Raw genomic sequence first — 23,220 nt, forward strand, 5'->3', positions numbered from 1 at the left:
GCGTACCCCGATGTGGGCTCAATCGGCCAGAGCCGGAGAACGCCAGCGCTCGGCAGGACCCGCCAGCAGCCAGCCGACCGCGCCGGTCAGCGCCAGCAGGATCATCAGAATCAGGTACACCCAGCTCAGCGTGCTGTCCCAGCGGACCTCGCCGGGGTAGCGAAGCAGGCCGATCACGCCGGCCGCACCGGCGACCAGGTAGTTGATGGCGCCGGCGCGCTGGCGGTCCGGATCGCCCTCCCGGATGGCGAGGATCGAGCCGATCCCGAAGACCAGCGCCCACACCCCCAGCGCGGAGACGTCGAGTTCGCTGACCGGCCAGGGCCACCGGTCGGCGGCCGTGGCCGGGAAGAGCAGCGCGAACAGGCCGACACCGGTGCCGATCAGGGCCACGACGGCGACCGGCAGCACGGTCAGCCAGAGGCGGGGGAACTCGCGCCGCGGGTTCTGCCCGGGCGCCCGGACCTGCAGCGCCAGCAGGATCGCGCCGGCCACCGGGGCGAGCAGGTGCACGATCAGCCAGCCCCAGGCGTTGCCGAAGGCGACGATGTCACCGCCGCCGAGGTGGGTCCGGCCCGCGTAGCGCAGCGTGACCAGCAACATCAGCACCATCAACGCGAGCGTGCTGAGATACGCCACCCGGACGTCCACCCACCGCCGCAGCCGCAGCGACGCGACCAGCATGGCCAGGCCGCCGCAGTAACCGGCGCCCATCGTGGCCGCGGACAGCGGTGACTGGAACGTCCAGGCGAAACCGCGGCCGCCGAGCACGAACAGCAGCAGCACCTGGAGGCCGGCGCAGACCGCCAGCGGGATGAGGAAACCGGCTCGGATCGCGGGCGTGACGTCCTTCATCCCGTGAAGCTACAGCGAACACCATCAATTGGATAGTGGCCCTATCCTGTCTCTGTCACATGCCGGGAGAAAGGGCGCCCCCGTCAGTACGCGCTCGACCGCGCCCACAGGTTGATCCCGGACTCCGTCGCGTGCTGATCGATCTCCGCCAGCTCGGCGTCGGTGAACGAGGTGTTGCCGAGCGCCGCCAGATTGTTCTCCAGCTGGGCGACGCTGCTCGCGCCGAGCACCACCGAGGTCATCCGCGGGTCGCGTACCGACCAGGCGATCGCCATCTGGGCCAGGCTCTGCCCGCGCCGCTCGGCTATCGCGTTCAGCGCCCGGATCTTGCCGAGGTTCTCCTCGGTTAGCCACTGTTTGGTCAGCGACTTCTGCTCGTCCGCCCGGGACCCCTCCGGCACCCCGTTCAGGTAGCGGTCGGTGAGCATGCCCTGGGCCAGCGGCGAGAATCCGATGCACCCGGCGCCGACCCGCTCCAGCACGTCGAGCAGCTCGCCCTCGACCCACCGGTTCAGCATCGAGTAGGACGGCTGGTGGATCAGCAACGGCGTGCCCAGGTCGCGAAGGATCGCGGCGGCCTCGGCGGTCTTCGCCGGCGAATACGACGAAATGCCGACGTACAGCGCCTTGCCCGCCCGGACCGCGGCGTCCAGCGCGCCCATCGTCTCCTCGAGCGGCGTCTCCGGGTCGAACCGGTGCGAGTAGAAGATGTCCACATAGTCCACGTTCATCCGCCGCAGCGACTGGTCCAGCGACGCCGTCAGATACTTCCGCGACCCCCACTCGCCGTAGGGTCCCGGCCACATGTCATAACCGGCCTTGGTCGAGATGACCAGCTCATCGCGGTAGGGCGCGAAGTCCTCGGCCAGCAGCCGACCGAAATTGACCTCGGCGGAACCGTACGGCGGGCCGTAGTTGTTGGCCAGGTCGAAGTGCGTGACGCCGAGATCGAACGCGCGCCGCAGCACCGCACGCTGCGTCTCGATCGGCTTGTCGTCACCGAAGTTGTGCCACAACCCCAGGGAGATCGCGGGCAGCTTGAGGCCGCTGCGCCCACAGCGGCGGTACTCCATGGCGTCATAACGGGCCGTCGCGGCCGCATAGGAACTCACCGTTGATTCCTACCGCACTCCGGCTGCTTCCGGTCGCGGTCCGCACAACCCTCGCTGCCGCAACCCCAACCACCCTCGCTGCCGCCACGCCGCCCCAGAGCTTGCGGATCCTTTTCCGGTACGACTTGGCGCCCCGTGGCAATCGGCACGCGAGGCCCGGCCCCCGCACGACCGCAACGCGTGTCGTGCGGGTCCGCTGCCCCTCCCGGAAACCCGGCGGCAGTCGCACCGGGCACAGCCGGTCAGCCCTTTGCCGGGGTGGAACGGCCGGCGGGACGGGCAGGTGAGGCCGAAGGTAGTCAGGCGAGCAGGTCCGGGAGCCCGGCCAGACACGCTGACCGGCCGGCCAGGCGGCCCGGCCGGTCAGGCGGTCAGGCCGGTCAGGCGGTCAGGCGGGCAGGTCGGCGGTGGCTCGGCGGGACGGGCCGGCCAGCGCGTAGGTGGCGAGGCCCGCGACCGCCGCGAGCAGCGCCAACAGGGCGGCCGGGGTGTTGCCCGGGTCCTGGGACTGCCACGTGAGCAGCTGGCCGACGACCGTGTCCGAGCGGGGGAACATGACGGCGGCCAGAGTCCAGCCGAGCGGCAGGAACCAGGAGCGGACCGGGGTGAGCAGGCTGGCGCCGAGCGCGGTCAGGCCGAGCAGCCCGGCCGCGTCGCGGAGCACCACCGACGCCGGGCCGATCCGGGCCGAGGTGAGCAACGTGATCGCCAGCAGGCCCAGCACGATCAGCAGCGCGGCCAGCAGGTGGGCGGCCCGGCGCGGCGGCCAGGACACCGCGGCGGTGCGGTCCAGGGCGTAGTCCGGGCTGCTCAGCGTCACGGTCAGGGCCGACACCAGCAGCAGCACGGTCAGCACCACCAGCGGCGGGTCCGCGTCCCGGGTCTTCCCGAATCCGGCCCACAGCCCCCACATCAAGCCGGCGCAACCACCGGCCAGGGCCAGGGCCATCGGGGCCCGCCGGGAGCGCAGGTACAGCGCCAGCCACCTCACGACGTGCAACCCACCGCGGCCTGGCGGATCGCGACGAGCCGGGCGGTCGCCTGCCCGGCCGGCAGAGCCCGCAGCTGCTGCCAGCGGACCACGGCGGCGGCGGTGTCGTCGGCCTCCTCGGTCACCGGCTGGCGCCCGATCAGCAGGTACGCGGCGGCGAGCGAGTCCCGCCAGTCGGGGCCGTTCGGGCAGTCGTAGGACCCGGCGAACGCCGCGATCACGATCTCCTGCGTCAGGTCGTCCATCTCGCCGTTCCGGATCGGCACGAGCGCCACGCCGGCGTTCCGTGGGGCCGGCACGTACGGGATGTAGGTGGTGGTGTCCTCGTTCACCCGGGTCGGCCCGCCGGGCAGCCTCGCCAGCAGCGCCAACGCCGCCCGGGCCTGCGGAACCACCTGAGGCAGCAGCCCCTCGTGCACCCGGCTGACGCACACCCGCGGCTCGTCCGGGGCGCAGACCAGCACCTGGGCCGCATGATCCACCGAGTCGACGACGAGCCGGTTCTGATGCGGCATGACAGCGATCGCCAGGGTGGCGCCGAGCACCACCGGCAGCAGCGCCGCCACCCGGATCCGCCAGCCGCGAGCCGCGAACAACAGCAGCCCGGTGATCGCCAGCGCGCCCAGCCAGCTCGCCTGCGCGGCGCTGACCCGGCCGGGCACTGTGGTGTAGGCGTCCGGCATGTTCATCTCGTAGATCGGCGAGAAGACCAGCGCCAGCCAGCCGCGGGGCCGGGTGGCGCCGGGGATGGTGAGCAGCAGTCCGAGACCGGCCACCGCCAGCAGCGGCGCGGTCACCAGCCACGGCAGCAGGCGGCCGATCGCGAGACCCACCCAGACCGCCGCGACCAGCGACAGCACGCCGACCACGGTGACGGTCAGCACCGCCGGCGGCAGGTACAGAGCGGTACCGACCAGGGAAACGGCGCCCGCGGCGCCCATCAGCAGGTAGCCGGCGGTGAGGGTGACCGCCATCGCCAGCAGCGTCGGCACGGCGCGGTGCACCCGCGGCCGGGGCGTGGTGGCGAGCAGCTCGGTCATGTTCGCCTGCCGCTCGCGGCGGCCTTCCCAGGCGCCGGCGGCCAGGGCCAGCGGCCAGAGCACCGCGAGGTACAGCCGCTGGGTCATGGCCAGTTGCATCCAGCCGGTCGGCCAGTCCGTTTCGTCGAACAGGTAGAGCAGCGCCACGCCGGCGACCAGCAGGATCAGGGCGGACCCGAGCGCCGCGGAGCGGCGGATCTCGATGCGCAGGATGCGGCTCATCGGCACGCCCCCGCCCGGTCCCGGCGCAGCAGCGCCGAATAGCCACGTTCGGCGGGGCTGTCCCCGGCGTCGCCGTCGCCACCCTGCGCGACCAGGTCGTCCGGCGTGCCCTGGAAGACCAGCCGGCCCTGGTTGATCATCACGACGTCACCGCACGCGGCGACCACGTCCTCGACCAGGTGGGTGGAGACCAGGACACAGCTGTCCACCCCCAGGTCGCGCAACAGCTCGCGGAAGTCGAGGCGCTGCTCCGGGTCGAGCCCGACGGTCGGCTCGTCGAGCAGCAGGAGTGCCGGATCGTTGACGATCGCCTGGGCGATGCCGACCCGGCGCAGCATGCCGCCGGAGAGCGTCTTCAGCCGCGCGCCGGCCCGGTCGGCCAGGCCGACCCGCTCGATCGCCCGCTGCACCGCGCCGGGCACCGTGGCTTTCGGCATCTCCTTGAGCCACGCCATGTACTCGACGAACTCGCGCACCGTGAAGCGCGGGTAGAAGCCGAACTGCTGCGGCAGGTAACCCAGGCCGCGACGGATCCGGCGCAGGTCGGCACGCCCGTCCACGGACTCGCCGAGCAGCGTCAGCTTGCCGCCGGCCGGTTCCAGCACGGTCGCCAGCGCCCGCATCAGCGTGGTCTTGCCGGCGCCGTTCGGACCGAGCAGGCCGTGCACCCCGGTACCCAGGGTCAGATCGAGCCCGTCGACGGCCAGGTGCCGGCCGGCCCGGACGCGCAGTTGCTCGGTGTGCACCGCCCACGGATGGGTGGTGGGTGCGGTCTCGGCCGCGCTCACCGTACGCATGAGTCATCTCCTCCTGAGAAAGCGGTCGGCGCGGGCCGTCGCGAAGGCCGCCGAGGCCACCGCGATGAACGCCCAGACGCCGAGACTGCCCGGCTGAAGCACGACCGGGAGGTGGGCGGTGTAGACCGCCGGTAGGGCCACCGCGCACGACCAGGCGGCGATCAGGACGAGCGCGGCACGGCGCACGCCGATGAACGCGCCCAGCGCGATGGCGGTGGTGGTGAAGGCCAAGCAGGGCAGCAACGCACAGGCCAGCGAGACGCCGGCCCGGTCGCTGGCCAGCAGCAGCATCGGCACGATCACGGCGAGCACCGTGGCGGTGCGCCGCAGCAGCAGGGGCAGTCCGGCCGCCGGGGTGCTGGCGATCAGCTCGCCGGCCGGGTCACTGCCCCGGCTCCAGGCGATCGCCACCGCGGGCAGCGGCGCGACCGGCGCCAGCAACAGCACCAGCGACGGCATGCTGGGCTGCAGCGCCTGGAGCAGCACCGCGCAGCCGAGCACGGCGCCGGTCATGGTCAGCCACGGCACCAGCTGCCAGACCAGCCACCGGTTCCGCGCCACCGACCAGCGCTGCCGCGTCCGCACCGGGGCGGGTCCGGTCGCGACGTCCCGGTCCAGCTCGTCGCGCACCCGGTCGAGCAGGGTCAGGACGTCCGCCGGGGTGCTGCCGGCCAGCCGGGCGCGGCAGTCGGCGCACTCCTCCAGGTGCACCTCGACCGACCAGAGGGCGGCCTCGTCGAGGCCCGGATCGCCGGACGCGTACCGGGAGATCACCGACGGGTTGGGGTGTCCGGTCATGACAGTGCCTCCCGCAGGGCGAGCCGGGCCCGCCGCGCCCGGGACTTGACGGTGCCCTCCGGCACCCCGAGCAGCAGTGACGTCTCCCGGACCGAGAGACCGTCGAGGACCATCGCGCGCAGCACCTGCCGGACGTCCGGGGGCAGGGTCAGCAGCGCCTGCTCCAGTTCGTGGCCGACCCGGGCGGCCATCACCTCGTCCTCGGCGGCCGGCACCGTCGTCGCGGTGTGCGCGGCCGGCACCTTCTCCTGCCGGGCGCGGCGGCGGAACGCGTCGACCAGCCGGTTGGCGGCGATGGTCCAGAGCCAGCCGACAGCGCTGCCGTCGGTGGCCGAGCCGGCGAAGTCGCCGGCGGCCCGCCAGACGGCCAGGTAGGTCTCCTGCATCACGTCGGCGACCACGTCGTCGTCGGCGCACCGGCGGCGCAGCCGGACGGCAAGCCACGGCGAGGTGCGCCGGTACAGCTCGTCGAACGCGCGCCGGTCGCCGGCGGCGGTGCGCCGCACCAGCTCCGCCTCGTCGGCCGCGTCCAGGCTTCGTCTCACAACCAGCAAGACGACGGCAGGGGGCCCACGGTTCTCCAGCCGGAGTGGCGTGCGTCACATTGCTGACGCCGAGGGCCCGCGGGCGGTGGGTTAGCGTGAGGCATGGCTTTCGACGAGGCGCTCGCGGAGCGGATCCGGGACGGGCTCGGGGACGTCGACGGGGTGACCGACAAGCGGATGTTCGGCGGGATCACGTTCATGGTGCACGGCAACATGGCCGTCGGCGTGATGGGTGACGACCTGATCGTGCGGCTCGGCGCGGCGGCCGGGGAGTCCGCCCTGGCCGAGCCGGGCACCCGGGTCTTCGACTTCACCGGCCGCCCGATGAAGAACTGGATCGTGGTGGACGGCGACCGTCTCGACGACGACGGCCTGGCCCGCTGGCTCCGGGCCGGCGTCGACTTCGCCTGCTCCCTGCCGCCGAAATAGCGGGCCCGGCGCGGACATCGTCGGCCGCCGCCGGACCCGGCTCCTAGAGGACGCTTCCGTACGCGGTGAGCGTCGCGTCCAGCACCTCACGCCCCGGCCGTGCCCACAGCTCGGCGTTCATCACCTCGACCTCGATCGGCCCGGTGTACCCCGCCTTGTCCACCGCGTCGTGGAACGCCCGCATGTCCACGCAGCCCTCGCCGGGCAGCCCCCGTCCGGTGAGCACGCCGGCCGGCAACGGCGTGATCCAGTCGGCGAGCTGGTAGATCGCGATCCGCTCGCCAGCCCGGGCGATCTTGTCCAGCACGGTGTCGTCCCACCACAGGTGGTAGGTGTCGACGGTGACGCCGACCTGCCCGACCGGATGCCGCGCGGCGATCGTCATGGCCTGGTCCCAGGTGTTGATCACGCAGCGGTCGGCGGCGTACATCGGGTGCAACGGCTCGATCGCCAGGGTCACCCCGGCGGCGGCCGCGTGCGGCACCAGCCGGGCGATCGCGTCGGCGACGTGCTGCCGGGCCCCGGCGATGTCCTTCGAGCCGTCCGGGAGGCCACCGGAGACCAGGACCAGCACCTTCGTGTCCAGCGCGGCGGCCTCGTCGATCGCCCGGCGGTTGTCGTCGAACCAGTCCGGCAACTGGAAGAAGCCGCTGCGGCAGAGCGTGGTGACGGTCAGGCCGGCGTCGCGGACCAGGGCGGCGGAGCGGGCCAGGCCGTACTCGGCGACCGGCTCACGCCAGAGCGCGACCTGGCCGACGCCGGCCTGGACGCAGCCGGCGACCAGTTCCTCCAGTCCCCAGGACTTGGCCGTGATCTGGTTGAACGAGAACCGGCTCAGGACGCCACCTCCACTGTGCCGCGGCGTGCTCGGGTGCTCGCTCATCCCGCCATCACCTCGAAGAATCGGTTCGCGCGGTGTGCCGCGAGGTCCGGATCCGGCAGCAGGCCCGCCGCGTCGGCGAGCTCGATCAGCCGGGCGAAGTGCGGCACCGACCGGCCCGACTGGAGGCCGCCGACCATGGTGAAGTGCGACTGGTGGCCGGCCAGCCAGGCCAGGAAGACGATGCCGGTCTTGTAATAGAACGTCGGCTTCTCGAAGATGTGCCGGGACAGCGGGACGGTCGGCGCGAAGATCCGGTCGTACTCGTCCAGGTCACCCCGGTCCAGGGCGGCGAATGCGGCGGCCGCGGCCGGGGCGATCGCCGCGAAGATGCCGAGCAGCGCGTCGGAGTGTCCCTGGTCGTCGCCGCGGATCAGCTCCGGGTAGTTGAAGTCGTCGCCGGTGTAGAGCCGGACACCGGCCGGGAGCCGGCGGCGCAGCCGGATCTCGTGCTCGGCGTCGAGCAGCGAGATCTTGATGCCGTCCACCTTCGCGGGATTGCCGTTGATCAGTTCCAGCACCGTCTCGGTGGCCTTGTCCACGTCGGACGAACCCCAGTACCCCTCGAGCGCGGGGTCGAAGGCGGTGCCGAGCCAGTGCAGCACCACCGGCTGGTCGGAGAGCTCCAGCAACGAGCGGTAGACGGACAGGTAGTCGTCGGCGTCGCGGGCGGCGGCGGCGAGATGCCGGCTGCACATCAGCACCGGAACGGCGCCCGCCGTGAGGACGTCGGCGAGTTGCTCACGGTACGCGGACGCGATCCGGTCGAGCGGGACAGCGCCCGGCGTCAGCTGGTCGGTCGCCACGCCGGCCACGATCCGGCCGCCCACCGACGCGGCCTCGGCGGCGCTGCGCCGGATCAGTTCCCTGGTCGCGGCGTAGTCGAGACCCATCCCCCGCTGCGCGGTGTCCATCGCCTCGGCCACCCCGAGGCCGTGTGACCAGAGGTGGTGCCGGAAGGCCAGGGTCGCCGCCCAGTCCAGGACGGCCGGCGCGCCGGGTGCGTTCGGCGCCGCCGGATCCGCGACCACGTGCGCCGCGGCGTACGCCAATCGGGTGCTGGGTGGGGTTTTCGGGTTCTCCCAGCGGCGCCGGTCGGCGAGGGTGAGCGGGCCGGACGGCAGATTCACCGTGGCCATCAGGACTTGCCCAGCTCGATGCGGCGGCCCTCGCGGGCGGACCGGAGACCCGCCTCGGCGAGCCGGACGCCACGGGCGCCGGAGGCGAAGTCCCAGTGGAACGTCTCACCGGCGACGACGTGCCGGAGGAACGCCTCCCACTGCACCTTGAAGCCGTTGTCGAACTCGTCGTTGTCCGGCACCTCGGACCACTCGTCGCGGAACGACCGGCCGGTGAGCGGCAGGTCCGGGTTCCAGACCGGCTTCGGCGTGCTCGCCCGGTGCTGGATCTTGCAGCCCCGCAGGCCGGCGACCGCGCTGCCGTGCGTGCCGTCGACCTGGAACTCGACCAGCTCGTCGCGGTTGACCCGGACCGCCCAGGACGAGTTGATCTGGGCGACGATGCCGCCCTCCAGCTCGAAGATCGCGTAGGCGGCGTCGTCGGCGTCCGCCGTGTACTCCTCGCCGCGCTCGTCGACCCGCTTCTCGATGTGCGTGGCGATCGTCGCCTGCACTCCGCGGACCGCGCCGAACAGCTCCTCCAGCACGTAGTTCCAGTGCGGGAACATGTCCATCACGATGCCGCCGCCGTCGGCCAGCCGGTAGTTCCAGCTGGGACGCTGGGCGGCCTGCCAGTCCCCCTCGAAGACCCAGTAGCCGAACTCGCCGCGCACCGACAGGATCCGGCCGAAGAAGCCGCCGTCGATCAGCCGCTTGAGCTTGCGCAGGCCGGGCAGGAAGAGCTTGTCCTGGACCACGCCGTTGCGGATGCCGGCCGCGGCGGCCAGCTCGGCCAGCTCCTCGGCGGCGACCGAGCTCTCCGCGAGCGGCTTCTCGGTGTAGACGTGCTTGCCGGCCGCGATCGCCTGACGGATCGCCTTCTCCCGCTGCTGGGTGACCTGCGCGTCGAAGTAGATCTCCACGTCCGGCCGGGCCAGCGCGGCGTCCAGGTCGGTGGTCCACTCGGTGAGGCCGTGCCGCGCGGCGAGCGCGGCGAGTTTGTCCGGGTCACGACCGACCAGGATCGGCTCCGGCCAGATGTGGCCGCCTCCGGGCAGGGCGACGCCGCCCTGCTCCCGGATGGCGAGCAGGGAGCGGACCAGGTGCTGCCGGTAACCCATCCGGCCGGTCACTCCGTTGAGCACAATGCCGATCGATCTGCGCGCTGCCATGTGTCGGGACCCCTTTGCTCCAAGGAAAGCGCTTTCCTGCTGATCGCAGCGTAGGACCCGAACGCGCTTCGAACAAGGGGCGACGAAGCCGGCTGTTGATCGCCATGGACGGATCCGGACCGATCCGGCGATGGCAGCGATCCGGCCGCACTGGTCACACCGCACGGCAAGCGGCTCGGGACACCGCTCGCGGGCCGGCCCGGGAAACGGAAAAGGGCCCCGCGAAGGGGCCCTTCTCGTGGTCGCTCAGCGTTCGCAGTTGACCGCGACGTCCGGGCTGTGAGGATGGCACTCGTCGCCGGCGGTGCCGTTCGGGCCGCCGTCGAGGGCGTCGACGCTGGCCGGCGTCTCCGAGCCGAAGAGCAGGTCGTCGCCGGCATCGCCGTAGAGGTGGTCGCGGCCCGCGTCGCCCTCCAGCACGTCGTTGCCGCCGGCGCCGTGCAGAATGTCGTCGCCGTCCAGGCCCTCCAGTCGGTCGTCGCCGTTGCCGCCGGACAGCACGTCGTTGCCGTCCCAGCCGGCCAGAGCGTCGGCGCCGTCGCCGCCGTCGAGCAGGTCGTTGCCGGTGTCGGCGTCCAGTCGGTCGTTGCCGCCCCGGCCGTAGAGCCGGTCGGAGCCGGGCATGCCGAACAGGAAGTCGCTGCGCGAGCCGCCGACGAGCCGGTCCTTGCCGGAGCCGCCCTCGGCGAACATTCGCAGGTCGGTGTTGTTCACCACGGCGGCGTGATCATATAGCGGGCTCCCCCGAGCGCCGGCCGGTCGGGGCGAGCCGGTTGATCGATCGCGCCTCGGCCACCAGGACGATCGCGGCCAGCAGGGAGAGGCCGATGACCGCCGGCGCCAGCGGATTCGCGATCTGGTTGCCCAGCGGGTACATCAACTCGGTGCGGAGCAGGACCGCCGTGCTGGACGCCGGCCACATGCTCGCCACGCAGTCGAAGCTGTTCACCGCGGCGGCGGTCATCGCCGGCAGGCTGAGCAGCAGCACCCGGCGCCGGGTGGCGGGCTCGGTCCGGGCCGCCCGGTGTGCCAGCCAGGTCAGGCCCGGCCAGGCCAGCAGGGCACCGATCAGGAAACCGGCGATCGCCCCAGCCAGCAGGCCGGGCGGCTCGACCGGGTACCAGGAGATGGTGATCCCGGTGTGCTCGTAGGTCCCGGCGACGGTGATCAGCGCGCCGCCGCGGCCGGCCCAGAACACGCCGTCCGGGGAGTTCTCGTCGCGCACCAGCTCGCCCGTGGTCCAGCCGTCGCGCTGCAGTTTCCGGTACGCGGCGGCGAGCACAGCCGGCGGGTCCGGCACCCGGTCGTAGCCGCGTGACTGCTCGTCGGGCACCGGGCGGGAACCGGTCCAGCCCCGATCGGCATAGCCGTACAGGGTGCCGGACGTGCCGGCGAGGTAGGCCAGCTCCACCGGGTGGTAGCCGGACGCGTCCACACCGGTCGCCGCCGGCTGCCCGGCCAGTTCGTCGGCGAGCGTGGCGAGGTCGGGCGACTCGGGGCGCTGGGCGGCGTAGACGGCGACCGCGCCGGCGCCGCTGAACACCAGGGCCACCCAGAGCGTCACCAGACCGACCACGACGGCGCTGATCCGGCTCGGCGGCACGAAGCGGTACCGCAGGCCGACCAGCAGCAGGTACATCGCCTCGCCGCGGGACGGCCTGGTCTGCCCCGGCTCGGCCGCGTCCAGCAGCGTGGTGAGGATCTCCACGCCACGCTCGCGGCGGTAGAAACGGGGGTACGCCCAGAGCAGGCGGCGGTAGGAGCGCTCCAGGTCAGACATGCTGAACTCCCCCGATGAAGCCGAACGCCTCGCGCAGCCGGGTGACGGCCACCTTCGCGTTCGACTGGAGCCTCGCCACCGCCTCCTCGAGCGCCGCGCGTCCGTCGTCGGAGAGCACGTAGTACCGGCGGAGCCGGCCGCCCACCGCCTCCTCGCGGTCCACGACGATCAGGCCGTCCGAGCTGAGGCGATCGAGCGCCGCGTAGAGGGTGCCGGCCTTGAGCCGCACGCGGCCCTCGGAGAGCTCCTCGACCGCCTGCATGATCCCGTAGCCGTGCAGGGGCGTACGCACCAGCGCGGTCAGGATGAAGAACGTTGGTTCCTGCATCGTCACGACTGGAATATAGACCATCTTTATATACAGTCAATCTGTACGTGGCCGCGCGTCGTTCCCCCGGCCCGGGATTCAGCCCGGCGGTCGCCGGGCGGCCCGGTGCCCGGCGAACGCCGCGGGTAGCCACGGGACGGGGCCGGTGCTTCCGGGTCAGGGGTAGGCGTACCGAATCGGGGTCAGGCTCTTCTCGCTCTGGCTTCGACAGCGTCCAGGAGCAGTTCCAGGGCCAGCTCGAACTGGTCTTCGCGGTCGACGTCGCTCAGGTGCTCGGCGACGTTGCGGATGTGCGGGTACCGGTCGGCGGGCAGGACCACGTATTCCCTGGTCCAGGCGAGGCCGTCGCGGTCCATCACGTCCAGGCCGGCGGCGTGCGCGTTCGCCTCGAAGGCGGTCCAGGCCAGGATGGTGCCGGCAACCACGCGCGATCGAGGCGGCGCGGGCGGCGAACGGCTTCCGGGACACCCGGCTGCACCTGGCCCACCTGCAGGTCGTGCACCCGGCCGACGTGCCGCGGTTCCGGCGGCTCGGTGTGACGGCGAACCCGCAGCCACTGTGGGCCGCGCACGAGCCGCAGATGGACGAGCTGACCAACCCGTTCCTGGATCCGGCGCTGGCCGGGCGGCAGTATCCGTTCGGTGACCTGCTGCGAGCCGGGGTGACCCGGGGCGGCGGACGGGCGGGTGTTCCTGCCCGCGCAGCGGCTCGACCTGGGTACGGCGCTGACGGCGTACACCGCGGGGAGCGGGTATGTGAGCCATCGCGACGACAGTGGCTGCCTCCGTACCGGGAATGTGGCGGACCTGGTGGTCCTCGATCGTGATCCGTTCGACGGACCGGACGCCGAGATCGCGGCGACGAAGGTCGCGATGACCTTCGTCGGCGGCGAGCTGGTCCACGCCGCCTGAGCCGCGGCGATACCCGGAACCGGGAAGCGGATCGTGGCCGGCCGGATACCCACCGCGACCCTTCCCGGTCCTAAAAGCCGGGACGGAGGCTCATCCGCCGTGCCACTACCGGGCAGGATCAAGGCATGCCTCTGCTCTTCTCGTACGGGACCCTGCAGAATCCCGCCGTCCAGCGGGCCAACTTCGGAAGGGAACTGGAGGGCCGGGCGGACACCCTGCCCGGGTACGCGGAACGGCTCCTGGAGATCACCGATCCGGCGGTCGTGGCGACCAGCGGCAAGACCCACCACCCGATCGTCGTGGAGACCGGCGAGGACGCCGACCGGGTGCCCGGCACCGTCTTCGAGATCACCGAGGAGGAGCTGATCGCGGCGGACAAGTACGAAGTGGACGACTACCACCGGGTGCTGGTCTCGCTCGGCTCCGGGGTCCGCGCCTGGGTCTACGTGAGCGCCGCCGCCTACTGACCCATGGTTCCACTGTTCCTGAGCCGTCCACCGGCCCGGGCTCCCGCGAAGATCGCCGAGTCTCTATGATTCCGGCCATCGACACCACCGGGAGCCACCGCATGCGACGTAAGCTCTGGCCGGTCGGGTCCGGTCTCGCCCTGCTCAGCGTGCTCGCCTCCGGCGCCTTCGCCGGCCCGGCAGCCGCCGCGAGCTACGGTGACGCGACCGCCGGCGCCCACCGGATCACGTTCACCGCCGACTACGGCGTCACCAACAAGATCGTCATCACCCGCTCCGGGCGTACCGTCACCATCGACGACCGGGTGGAGATCCGGCCCGGCAAGGGCTGCAAGCGGGTGACGGGCGACAAGACCCGGGTGCGCTGCAAGACCACGAAGGCGACCACCCTGGTGATCGTCAAGGTCAACGACCGCAACGACTCGGTCGTGAACAACAGCGACCTGCGGATGGAGGCCGACGGCGGGCCCGGCAACGACAGGATCGTCGGCGGGCCGAAGGCGGACATCCTCTGGGGCGATCAGCTCTGCCCCTCGGTCCGGGGCGGCAACGACCGGATCTACGGCCGCGGCGGCAACGACGAGATCTACGCCGAGGACGGCTCGGACTACGTCTCCGCCGGCGACGGCGACGACCAGATCAGCGGCGACAACACCTGCGGCGGCACCCGGAAGTATCCCGGGAACGACGTGCTCCACGGCGACAACGGCAACGACTGGGTGGTCGGCTACGGCGGCAACGACCGCGTCTACGGCGACAACGGCAACGACTCGCTGCTCGGCGAGGCCGGCCGGGACTACCTCTCGGGCGGTGCCGGAGCCGACTGGATGCGCGGGGACGCCAGCGACCGCGCGGTCGCGGCCGACGTGCTGCTCGGCGGTTCCGGGCCGGACCGGGTGGACTACTACCACTACCGCAAGGCGGTCACCGTCGACCTCGACGGGGCCTCCGGTGACGACGGGCTGCCCGGCGAGCACGACACCGTCGGCGCCGACGTCGAGGGCATCGACGGCACCGGGGCCGCCGACCGCCTCACCGGCAACGGCGCGGCCAACCAGATCGACGGGTACGGCGGCAACGACGTGATCCGCGGTGGCGGCGGTGACGACCACCTCAACGGCGAGGACGGCACCGACCGGATCTTCGGCGAGGGCGGCAACGACACCCTCGGCACCTGGAGTCCGCTCGCCGTGCTCGACGGGGGCCCGGACAGCGACATCTGCCAGGGACGGCCGGAGACGGCGATGAACCTCTGTGAGGACCGGCAGATCTGGTGAACGGCAGCCGCCAGGCCGGGAGACCCGACCCGGATGGCGGTTGTCCCGATTCACGGTGGTAGGGAAGGCTTTCGGCTCGTTCGCTGACGAGCCCTGGAGTACGCATGCCCGACCGCACCCTGCGCCGCGCGGTGACCACCGCCGCACTCGTCTTCATCGGCGCGGCGCTACTGATCTTTAGTGGTCTGCTGGCCGGGACCGCCCAGGACGCGGTGTACCTGCTGCTGCCGGTGACCTGGCTGACCGTCTGCTGCGGGCTGGCCGGCCTGGCCCTGTCCCGGACCCGCCGGGCCGGCTGAGCCGGGCGCCGGCTCACAACCGTGGGACGGGGATCGTGAGGATCGGGTAACTCTCGAAGCATGTTCGGGTGACAGGGCGGTAATCGCGGGTTCCTAGCGTGACCAGTCGAGGACATCTGCTCGACGGAAGGAACCCCGCCTGTGGCCACCCAGGTGCGTACCGTGTGTGGCTACTGCGGTGTCGGCTGCGGCCTGGTGCTGGACGTCGCCCGGGACGCCGGCGGGCGGCGGCGGGTGCTCAAGGTGACCGGCGACAGGGACCATCCGGCCAACGCGGGCCGGCTCTGCACCAAGGGTGCGACCAGCGCGGACCTGCTCTCGGCCGGGGGCCGGCTGGGTCGCGCCCTGGTGCGCGCCGAGCGGGGTGCCGAGCCGCGCGAGCGGGACCTCGACGAGGCGATCGCGGAGACCGCCAGGCGGCTGCGGGCGATCGTCGACGAGCACGGCCCGGACGCGTTCGCCATGTACGTTTCCGGTCAGATGACCCTCGAGGCGCAGTACCTGGCGAACAAGCTGGTGAAGGGCTTCATCGGGACCAACAACATCGAGTCGAACTCGCGGCTCTGCATGGCCAGCGCCGGCACCGGCTACAAGCTGTCGCTGGGCGCCGACGGGCCGCCCGGGTCCTACGACGACCTGGATCACGCCGATGTCTTCTTCGTGATCGGCGCGAACATGGCGGACTGCCACCCGATCCTGTTCCTGCGGATGATGGAGCGGGTCAAGGCCGGCGCCCGGCTGATCGTGGTCGACCCGCGGCGCACCGCCACCGCCGACAAGGCCGACCTCTTCCTGCAGATCCGGCCCGGCACCGACCTGGCGCTGCTCAACGGCCTGCTGCACCTGGTGGACAAGGACGAGGAGTTCATCGCGGCGCACACCGAGGGCTGGGCCACGATGCCGGAGCTGCTCGCCGACTACCCGCCCGCCGTTGTGGCCGAGCTGACCGGGCTGGCCGAGAACGACATCCGTACCGCCGCCGAGTGGATCAGTGGAGCGCGGAACTGGGTCACGCTCTGGACCATGGGGCTGAACCAGAGCACCCACGGCACCTGGAACACCAACGCGATCTGCAACCTGCACCTGGCCACCGGCGCGATCTGCCGGACCGGGAGCGGCCCGTTCTCGCTGACCGGCCAGCCGAACGCGATGGGCGGCCGGGAGATGGGCTATCTGGGTCCGGGCCTGCCCGGCCAGCGATCGGTGCTGGTCCCGGCCGATCGGGAGTTCACCGAGCGGGTCTGGGGGCTGCCCGGCGGCACGCTGCGCACCGAGGTCGGCAAGGGCACCGTCGAGATGTTCGAGCGGATGGCGGCCGGCGAGATCAAGGCCTGCTGGATCATCTGCACCAACCCGGTCGCCTCGGTCGGCAACCGGAAGACGGTGATCGCCGGGCTGGAGGCCGCCGAACTGGTGATCACCCAGGACGCCTTCGGCGAGACCGAGACCAACGCGTACGCCGACATCGCCCTGCCGGCCGCGATGTGGTCGGAGACCGACGGCATCATGATCAATTCCGAGCGGAACCTGACCCTGGTGCATCCGGCGGCCGACGCGCCCGGCGACGCGCTGCCCGACTGGCTGCTGATCTGCCGGATCGCGGCCGCGATGGGCTACCCGGAGGCCTTCTCGTACGGCAGCGCGTCCGAGATCCTCGACGAGATCAAGCTGTTCGCCAACCCGCAGACGGGCTACGACCTGCGCGGGGTGTCGTACGAAAGGCTCATGGACGGCCCGGTCCAGTGGCCGGCCGCGCCCGGCGGGCCGGACCGCAACCCGATCCGGTACCGCGAGGCCGGTGGTCTCCGCTTCGCGACGGCGAGCGGAAAAGCGATCTTCTACCCGCGCCCGCACCTGGATCCCGCCGAGCTGCCCGACGACGACTTCCCGTTCGTGCTGAACACCGGCCGGCTGCAGCACCAGTGGCACACCATGACGAAGACCGGCAAGGTGGCCAAGCTCTCCAAGCTCAACCCGAGCCCGTTCGTCGAGATCAATCCGGCCGACGCGCGGGCCCACGGGATCGCCGACGGCGACCAGGTGGAGATCGAGTCGCGGCGCGGGCGCGCGGTGCTGCCGGCGGTGCTCACCGACCGGGTGATGCCGGGCAACTGCTTCGCCCCGTTCCACTGGAACGACCTGTTCGGCGAATACGTCAGCGTCAACGCGGTGACCAGCGACGCCGTCGACCCGCTGAGCTTCCAGCCGGAGCTGAAGGTGTGCGCGGTGGCGCTGTCGAAGGTCGCCGCGCCGGCCGCCGAGCCCGCTGTCGCGCCGTCCCGGATCCACGACGTGCTCGGGCTGGATCCGGCACCACCGGTGCTGAGCGACGGGCAACGCCGCTACCTGGCCGGCTTCCTGGCCGGGCTGCCGCCGGTGCGCCCGGACGCACCCACCCTGCCGGCCAACGCGCCGTTCGACCCGGCCACCGCGATGTGGGTGAACGGGCTGCTGGCGGGGATCTTCCACCCCGTCGCGACAACCGCTGCCGATCCCTCACCGGCCGGGCCGCGCCTGCAGATCCTCTGGGCCTCACAGACCGGCAACGCCGAGGAGTTCGCTCGCGGTCTGGGGTCGCGGCTCGCCGAGACGGGACGGCAGATCTCGGTACGCGGGATGGACGGCGCCGCCACGGAACTCCTCGATCCGGGCGCCGACCTCCTCGTGGTGACCAGCACGTTCGGCGACGGCGACGCACCCGACAACGGCGCCGAGTTCTGGCAGTCGATCGCCGGTGACGGCGCACCCCGGCTGGACGGGCGCAAGTTCGCGGTGCTCGCCTTCGGCGACTCCACCTACGACGACTTCTGCGGGCACGGCCGTCGCCTCGACGAACGCCTCGCCGAGCTGGGCGCGGAACGGCTGGCACCGCGCGCCGACTGCGAGCCGGACTTCGAGGACACCGCCGGCCGGTGGCTGGACGCGGTGCTCAAGGCGCTCACCGCGCCGCCGCGGGTCGCGCCCACCAAGGCGAGCCCGCTGACAGCCGCCCTGGTCGGCAACCGCCTGCTCAGCCGGCCCGGCTCGGCCAAGGAGGTGCGCCGGTTCACCTTCCACACCGGCGGCCTGCTGGAGTACGCCGCCGGCGACGCGCTCGGCGTGTGGCCGGTGAACGGCCCGGACCTGGTCGACGAGTGGCTGTCGGTCACCGGTCTCGCCGCGGACACCGCCGTGGAGCTGGACCGGGTCGGGATGATCCCGCTGTCCGAGGCGCTCGCCCGGCACCTGGACATCACGAAGATCACCACGGATCTGCTCCGGTTCACCGCCGAGCGGGGCGGGGACGGGCAGCTCAAGACGCTGCTGCGGCCGGACAACAAGGGCGAGCTGGCGAAGTGGACCTGGGGCCGGCAGGCCGTCGATCTGATCGCCGAGCAGGGTGTGCGGGCCTCCGCGCAGGAGTGGGCCGGGGTGCTGAAACGGCTCCAGCCCCGGCTGTACTCGATCAGCTCGACCCCGCTGGTCGACCCGGACCAGGTGAGCCTGACCGTGTCGGTGGTCCGGTTCGACGGCCTGCTCGGGCGGCAGCGCCTGGGCGTCTGCTCGACGTACCTGGCCGACGCCGTCGACGACATCGAGGTGCCGGTCTTCGTGCAGAAGGCGCCGCACTTCCGGCCACCGGCCGACCCGGCCACCCCGATGATCATGGTGGGGCCGGGCACCGGGGTGGCGCCGTTCCTCGGCTTCCTCCAGGAGCGCCAGGCGACCGGGGCGACCGGGGCGAACTGGCTGTTCTTCGGCGAGCAGCGGCGGGCGACCGACTTCTACTACCGCGAGGAGCTGGCGGCGCTCTCCGCGGCCGGCACCCTGACGCGGCTGGACCTGGCGTTCTCCCGGGACCAGCGGGCCAAGGTCTACGTGCAGGACCGGATGCGCGAGCAGGGCGCGCAGCTGTGGGCGTGGCTCCGGGACGGCGCGCACTTCTACGTCTGCGGCGACGCCAGCCGGATGGCCAAGGACGTGGACCGAGCGCTGCACGAGATCGCTGTCAACCACGGGCGGTTGTCCCCGGAGGCGGCCACCGCGTACCTCAAGCAACTCGCCGCCGACAAGCGCTACGTCCGCGACGTGTACTGACCGGAGCGTGACGACGGTCAGGCTGGAGCCGGCGTCGTCGGTCGCCGCCCTGGTCAAGGCCGGTGCCGGCACCGGTCGGATCTGATCAGCCTTTTCCTGACTCACTCCAGACAGGGCGTGGGGCGTGACAAAAACCGGAAGCCACCGGCGGTTGGGTGCCGGTGGCTAGGGTGCAGCCGTGCGCATTTTGATGGCCGACGACGAGCGGACCCTGGCCGACACGGTCGCCGACGGGCTGCGGCAGTTCGCCATGGCGGTGGACGTCGTCTACGACGGCGCGGCCGCGCTCGAACGGATCGGCACGCACCGGTACGACGTCGCCATCCTGGACCGGGACATGCCCGGGCTGACCGGTGACGAGGTCTGCGTCCGGGTCGTCGGCCAGGGCATCGACACCAGGCTGCTGCTGCTCACCGCGGCCGCAGGCATCCGGGACCGGGTGGAGGGGCTCGGACTGGGCGCCGACGACTACCTGACCAAACCGTTCGCGTTCGCCGAGCTGGTGGCCCGGGTGCAGGCGCTGGCCCGGCGCTCGGCGGCACCGCTCAAGCCGGTGCTGGAGCAGGACGGCGTGGTGCTCGACACGGTCCGGCACTTCGCCTCCCGGGACGGGCTGACGCTGAACCTGACGCCCAAGGAGTTCGCCGTGCTGCGCGTGCTGCTGCGCGCCGGCGGACAGGTGGTCAGCGCGGAGGACCTGCTGGAACAGGCCTGGGACGAGAACACCGACCCGTTCACCAACTCGGTCCGGGTGACCATCATGACGCTGCGCAAGAAGCTCGGTGAGCCCGCGGTGATCCACACCGTGCCCCGCGTCGGTTACCGGCTGGGCACCCTCGCCGGCGGCGCCGAGTGAAGACCGGCTCACCGGGCCGCCGGATCACCGTGGTCGGCACCGCGGCCTTCGTGCTCGGCCTCCTGGTCTTCTGGCTGGCCGACGTCCTGCTGTTCTGGCTGCGGCTGGCCGGCAGCGGGCTCTGCGGTCCGGCGCAGAGCCGCGGCGCCCTGTGCCGGGCCCTCGGTCAGCGCCCCGACCTGCAACACTTCGCGCTCGTCCTGCTGGTCTCGGCGGCCGCGCTGGGCGGCGCGCGCTGGGCGGTCCGCTGGTGCCTGCAGCCGATCCGGGAGCTGGAGCCGGTGATCGCCAGCGTCGGCCCGCAGAACCTCGGCTACCGGATCAACCCCGGCGACGGCGACACGGAGATCGCGGTGCTGGCCCGGGCGATCGACGCGATGATGGACCGGATCGCGATGGGTTACGAGGCGCAGCGCCACTTCGCCGCCAACGCCGCGCACGAGCTGCGCACCCCGCTCGCCGTGCAGCGCACCCTGATCGAGGTGGGCCTGGCCCGGGCCACCAGTCCGGACAAGCTCGACCTGGTCACCGCGCAGCTGCTGGAGACCAACGAGCGCAACGAGCGGCTGATCGAGGGCCTGCTGGTGCTCAGCGAGAGCGACCGCGGCCTGGTCACCAAGATCCCGCTGCGGCTCGACGAGATCGTCGCGGCGGTGCTCGACGATCACGAGGCGCCGGCGGCGGAGGCCGGCGTCACGATCACCCGCAAGCTCGCGCCCCGGACCGTGCTCGGCGAGCGGGTGCTGCTCGAACGGCTGGTCACCAACCTGGTGCAGAACGCCATCAAGTACAACCGGCCGGACGGCACCATCGAGGTCGAGGTGGGCGACGAGCCCGCGCTGGCCGTCACCAACACCGGTGACGACGTGCCGCCGGGCGTGGTGGCCGCGCTCTTCGAGCCGTTCCGGCGGCTGTCCGGCACCCGGATCGACCACAGCGGCGGCGCCGGACTGGGGCTCACCATCGCCCGGTCGATCTGCCGGGCTCACGACGGGGTCATCGCCGCGCGCTCGTCCGGGCGCGACGGGCTACGGGTGGAGATCGCGCTGCCGCCCGCCAGGAGCCCGCGGTAACAGCGCCGGACCCGGGGGCCGACGCCGGTCAGGATCTCGTGCGGGTTGGTCTCCGCCCAGCGCGCCCACTCGGCGACGGTCGGCTCGCCCCGCTCGCCCGGGCCGAAGAGCACCACCCGGTCACCGGCCCGGACCGGCAGGTCACCGACGTCCGCCACGACCTGGTCCATGGCGATCCGGCCGACGATCGGCACCCGGCGGCCGTGGATGGCGACCTCGGCACGGCCGGCCACCCGGCGCGGCACGCCGTCCGCGTACCCGGCCGGGATCAGGGCGAGGGTGGTCTCCCGGGTGACGACGTGATCCGGGCCGTAGGAGACGCCGGTGCCCGGGCCGACCCGCTTGGTGAGGATGACCGTGGACTCCAGGGTCATCGCCGGGCGCAGACCGAACGTACGGCCCGGCACCGGCTCGGCGCCGTACAGCGCGATGCCTGGGCGGACCAGGTCGAACCGGGCCTGCGGCAGGTGCAAGGTGGCCGCCGAGTTGGCCAGGTGGGTGAGCGGCCGGGGGAAGCCTATCGCGGCCGCCGCGGCGCGCGCCTGACCGAAGGCGATCAGCTGCCGGCGCAGGCCTGGATCGTCCGGGTGCTCGGCGTTCGCGAGGTGGGACCACACGCCGCGTACCGTGATCAGGCCGGCCGCCTGGAGTTTCGCGGCGACAGTGAGCAGGTGCGGCCAGTCGTCGGCGGTCGCGCCGGCGCGGGACAGCCCGGTGTCCGCCTTGAGGTGCACCGCCGTGCGGCGACCGCGCCGGCCCGCCACGCGGGCCAGCGATTGCAGGGTGTGGACCGCGCTGACCGACAGGTCGACATCCGGTACGTCCGGTACGTCGTCCGGCTCGTACAACCACATCAGGATCGGCGCCCGGATCCCGGCGGAACGCAGCTCCACCGCCTCGGCCGGCGAGGTCACGCCCAGCCAGGAGGCGCCGGCGGCCAGCGCGGCCCCGGCCACCTCGACGGCGCCGTGCCCGAACCCGTTCGCCTTGACGACCGCCATCAACCGGGCACCGCCGGCGGCCCGGCGCAGCAGCCGGGTGTTGTGGCCGATCGCGTCGAGGTCGACGATCGCCCGGGTCATCGAGCGGCACTCAGCAGCAGATCGAGCAGCTCGGGGTAGGACCGTCCGGCGGCCCGCCAGATCTGCGGGAACTGCGACAGCTCGGTGAGGCCGGGCAGCGTGTTGACCTCGTTGAGCACCACGCCGTTCTCGGTCAGGAAGCAGTCGACCCGGAGCAGGCCCGCGCAGCCGAGCGCCCGGAACGCCAGGATCGCCGTCTCCGCCAGCAGCCCGCGCTGGTCCGGCCGCAGGTCGGCGGGAATGACGAAGTCGGCGGCGCCGGCGGTGTACTTCGCGTCGAAGTCGAAGAACGCGGCCCCGTGCTTGATCTCCAGAGCCGGCCCGGCCTCGAGCGTCCCGTCCGGATGCTGGAGCACCGCGACGTCCACCTCACGACCGGCGACGGCGGCCTCCACCAGCACCTTGGTGTCGTGCTTGCGGGCCAGCGCGATCGCCTGCTGCAGGCCGGACCAGTCGTCCACCCGGGTGACGCCGACGCTGGAGCCGCTGCGGGCCGGCTTCACGAAGACCGGCAGGCCGAGGCGCTCCCGGTCGGCCGGGGTGACGTCGTCGTCGCCGGCGCGCAGCACCACGCCGTCGGCTACCGCGATGCCCTCGGCCGCCACTATCGTCTTGGTGAACTGCTTGTCCATCGCGGTGGCGCTGGCCAGGACGCCGCTGCCGACGTACCGGACGCCGGCCGCCACCAGGACCGCCTGCAAGGTGCCGTCCTCGCCGAACGGGCCGTGCATCACCGGGAACGCCACGTCGACGGTGCGCAGCACGCCGAGCGCGACGATCAGGCTGCCGGACCGCATCGGCTGCGGCGGGAACTCCGCGCCGGTGCCGGTGTCCCGGCCGATCTCCCACACCCCGGCGCGCGAGATCCGGATCGGCAGCACCTCGTAGCGCCCGCGGTCCAGATAGCGCAGGACCGAGGCGGCGGAGCGGCAGGAGACGTCGTGTTCCGCGCTCTGGCCGCCGAAGATGACAGCGACCCGGGTCTTGCCGGTGGAGCTCTGCATGCCGCACATCTTGAAGATCAAGTTGTCCGGTGAGCGTCAGCGATCCGCTTATCCGCCCGTTACCCCGGACCAATCGGACGAACGCCGCCTCTCGTTCCGGACGAGCC

23 protein-coding genes and 1 pseudogene are annotated in these 23,220 nt (G+C 72.3%); 8 read left to right on the top strand and 16 right to left on the bottom strand.

Translation table 11 applies throughout. From position 1 onward, the window contains the following. Nucleotides 1-18: 18 nt before the first annotated feature. The 7 genes from Actob_RS42670 to Actob_RS42700 all read right to left on the bottom strand — a co-directional run bounded on the left by Actob_RS42670 (nucleotide 19) and on the right by Actob_RS42700 (nucleotide 6,360). Nucleotides 19-855, bottom strand: coding sequence for a hypothetical protein (locus Actob_RS42670; RefSeq protein ID WP_284917626.1), 837 nt, complete (start codon nucleotides 853-855; stop codon nucleotides 19-21). Nucleotides 856-938: 83 nt separating this feature from the next. Further along, on the bottom strand, nucleotides 939-1,928 hold the full coding sequence (gene mgrA / locus Actob_RS42675; RefSeq protein ID WP_284922524.1) for an L-glyceraldehyde 3-phosphate reductase: 990 nt from the start codon (nucleotides 1,926-1,928) through the stop codon (nucleotides 939-941). Between the two features lie 427 nt (nucleotides 1,929-2,355). After that, the gene (locus Actob_RS42680) at nucleotides 2,356-2,958 is read right to left on the bottom strand and encodes a hypothetical protein (protein ID WP_284917627.1); all 603 of its coding nucleotides are present in this window, start codon (nucleotides 2,956-2,958) and stop codon (nucleotides 2,356-2,358) included. Beyond that, on the bottom strand, nucleotides 2,955-4,220 hold the full coding sequence (locus Actob_RS42685; protein ID WP_284917628.1) for a hypothetical protein: 1,266 nt from the start codon (nucleotides 4,218-4,220) through the stop codon (nucleotides 2,955-2,957). Before Actob_RS42685 ends, Actob_RS42680 begins: the two co-directional genes overlap by 4 nt. After that, on the bottom strand, nucleotides 4,217-5,017 hold the full coding sequence (locus Actob_RS42690) for an ABC transporter ATP-binding protein (protein WP_284917629.1): 801 nt from the start codon (nucleotides 5,015-5,017) through the stop codon (nucleotides 4,217-4,219). The genes Actob_RS42685 and Actob_RS42690 overlap by 4 nt, the downstream gene beginning before the upstream one ends. 3 nt (nucleotides 5,018-5,020) lie before the next feature. After that, the gene (locus Actob_RS42695; protein WP_284917630.1) at nucleotides 5,021-5,815 is read right to left on the bottom strand and encodes a cupin domain-containing protein; all 795 of its coding nucleotides are present in this window, start codon (nucleotides 5,813-5,815) and stop codon (nucleotides 5,021-5,023) included. Then, nucleotides 5,812-6,360: an RNA polymerase sigma factor gene (locus Actob_RS42700; protein WP_284917631.1), complete on the bottom strand. Its 549-nt coding sequence runs from the start codon at nucleotides 6,358-6,360 to the stop codon at nucleotides 5,812-5,814. The genes Actob_RS42695 and Actob_RS42700 overlap by 4 nt, the downstream gene beginning before the upstream one ends. A 102-nt stretch (nucleotides 6,361-6,462) precedes the next feature. Between Actob_RS42700 and Actob_RS42705 the strand changes: the two genes are divergently transcribed. After that, nucleotides 6,463-6,789, top strand: a complete 327-nt coding sequence (locus Actob_RS42705; RefSeq protein WP_284917633.1) for a TfoX/Sxy family protein — start codon at nucleotides 6,463-6,465, stop codon at nucleotides 6,787-6,789. Nucleotides 6,790-6,832: 43 nt separating this feature from the next. Here Actob_RS42705 and Actob_RS42710 read toward each other — a convergent pair whose 3' ends face one another. The 7 genes from Actob_RS42710 to Actob_RS42740 form a co-directional block, all read right to left on the bottom strand. Then, on the bottom strand, nucleotides 6,833-7,672 hold the full coding sequence (locus Actob_RS42710; RefSeq protein ID WP_284917634.1) for a sugar phosphate isomerase/epimerase family protein: 840 nt from the start codon (nucleotides 7,670-7,672) through the stop codon (nucleotides 6,833-6,835). After that, nucleotides 7,669-8,808 (bottom strand): dihydrodipicolinate synthase family protein, encoded by a 1,140-nt coding sequence (locus Actob_RS42715; RefSeq protein WP_284917635.1) that lies wholly within the window; start codon nucleotides 8,806-8,808, stop codon nucleotides 7,669-7,671. Before Actob_RS42715 ends, Actob_RS42710 begins: the two co-directional genes overlap by 4 nt. Continuing rightward, a complete protein-coding gene (locus Actob_RS42720) occupies nucleotides 8,808-9,959 on the bottom strand; it encodes a Gfo/Idh/MocA family protein (RefSeq protein ID WP_284917636.1) in 1,152 nt (383 codons plus the stop codon). Before Actob_RS42720 ends, Actob_RS42715 begins: the two co-directional genes overlap by 1 nt. Before the next feature lie 246 nt (nucleotides 9,960-10,205). Continuing rightward, the gene (locus tag Actob_RS42725) at nucleotides 10,206-10,676 is read right to left on the bottom strand and encodes a calcium-binding protein (protein WP_284917637.1); all 471 of its coding nucleotides are present in this window, start codon (nucleotides 10,674-10,676) and stop codon (nucleotides 10,206-10,208) included. Nucleotides 10,677-10,686: 10 nt separating this feature from the next. After that, on the bottom strand, nucleotides 10,687-11,739 hold the full coding sequence (locus Actob_RS42730) for a hypothetical protein (protein WP_284917638.1): 1,053 nt from the start codon (nucleotides 11,737-11,739) through the stop codon (nucleotides 10,687-10,689). Beyond that, nucleotides 11,732-12,067, bottom strand: a complete 336-nt coding sequence (locus Actob_RS42735) for a PadR family transcriptional regulator (RefSeq protein ID WP_284922525.1) — start codon at nucleotides 12,065-12,067, stop codon at nucleotides 11,732-11,734. Before Actob_RS42735 ends, Actob_RS42730 begins: the two co-directional genes overlap by 8 nt. A 182-nt stretch (nucleotides 12,068-12,249) precedes the next feature. Beyond that, nucleotides 12,250-12,492 (bottom strand): hypothetical protein, encoded by a 243-nt coding sequence (locus Actob_RS42740; RefSeq protein WP_284917639.1) that lies wholly within the window; start codon nucleotides 12,490-12,492, stop codon nucleotides 12,250-12,252. 53 nt (nucleotides 12,493-12,545) lie between these two features. Here Actob_RS42740 and Actob_RS43940 point away from each other — a divergent pair. The 7 genes and pseudogenes from Actob_RS43940 to Actob_RS42780 all read left to right on the top strand — a co-directional run bounded on the left by Actob_RS43940 (nucleotide 12,546) and on the right by Actob_RS42780 (nucleotide 21,027). Continuing rightward, nucleotides 12,546-12,978: pseudogene (locus tag Actob_RS43940) on the top strand (amidohydrolase family protein). 125 nt (nucleotides 12,979-13,103) lie between these two features. Further along, a complete protein-coding gene (locus Actob_RS42755) occupies nucleotides 13,104-13,445 on the top strand; it encodes a gamma-glutamylcyclotransferase family protein (protein ID WP_284917641.1) in 342 nt (113 codons plus the stop codon). 101 nt (nucleotides 13,446-13,546) lie between these two features. After that, nucleotides 13,547-14,722, top strand: coding sequence for a calcium-binding protein (locus Actob_RS42760; protein ID WP_284917642.1), 1,176 nt, complete (start codon nucleotides 13,547-13,549; stop codon nucleotides 14,720-14,722). 104 nt (nucleotides 14,723-14,826) lie between these two features. Continuing rightward, nucleotides 14,827-15,021, top strand: a complete 195-nt coding sequence (locus Actob_RS42765; protein WP_284917643.1) for a hypothetical protein — start codon at nucleotides 14,827-14,829, stop codon at nucleotides 15,019-15,021. Nucleotides 15,022-15,162: 141 nt separating this feature from the next. Next, a complete protein-coding gene (locus Actob_RS42770) occupies nucleotides 15,163-19,098 on the top strand; it encodes a bifunctional nitrate reductase/sulfite reductase flavoprotein subunit alpha (protein ID WP_284917644.1) in 3,936 nt (1,311 codons plus the stop codon). Between the two features lie 178 nt (nucleotides 19,099-19,276). Continuing rightward, nucleotides 19,277-19,954, top strand: coding sequence for a response regulator transcription factor (locus Actob_RS42775; RefSeq protein ID WP_284917645.1), 678 nt, complete (start codon nucleotides 19,277-19,279; stop codon nucleotides 19,952-19,954). Then, the gene (locus Actob_RS42780) at nucleotides 19,951-21,027 is read left to right on the top strand and encodes a sensor histidine kinase (RefSeq protein ID WP_284917646.1); all 1,077 of its coding nucleotides are present in this window, start codon (nucleotides 19,951-19,953) and stop codon (nucleotides 21,025-21,027) included. Before Actob_RS42775 ends, Actob_RS42780 begins: the two co-directional genes overlap by 4 nt. Here Actob_RS42780 and alr read toward each other — a convergent pair. Beyond that, nucleotides 20,940-22,109, bottom strand: a complete 1,170-nt coding sequence (gene alr, locus Actob_RS42785; RefSeq protein ID WP_284917647.1) for an alanine racemase — start codon at nucleotides 22,107-22,109, stop codon at nucleotides 20,940-20,942. The two genes, Actob_RS42780 and alr, sit on opposite strands and share 88 nt — an antisense overlap. Then, on the bottom strand, nucleotides 22,106-23,113 hold the full coding sequence (locus Actob_RS42790; RefSeq protein WP_284917648.1) for a D-alanine--D-alanine ligase family protein: 1,008 nt from the start codon (nucleotides 23,111-23,113) through the stop codon (nucleotides 22,106-22,108). Before Actob_RS42790 ends, alr begins: the two co-directional genes overlap by 4 nt. Between the last annotated feature and the right edge of the window lie 107 nt (nucleotides 23,114-23,220).

The sequence above is a fragment of the Actinoplanes oblitus genome (genome assembly GCF_030252345.1).
In the GTDB taxonomy this organism is placed as follows: domain Bacteria; phylum Actinomycetota; class Actinomycetes; order Mycobacteriales; family Micromonosporaceae; genus Actinoplanes; species Actinoplanes oblitus.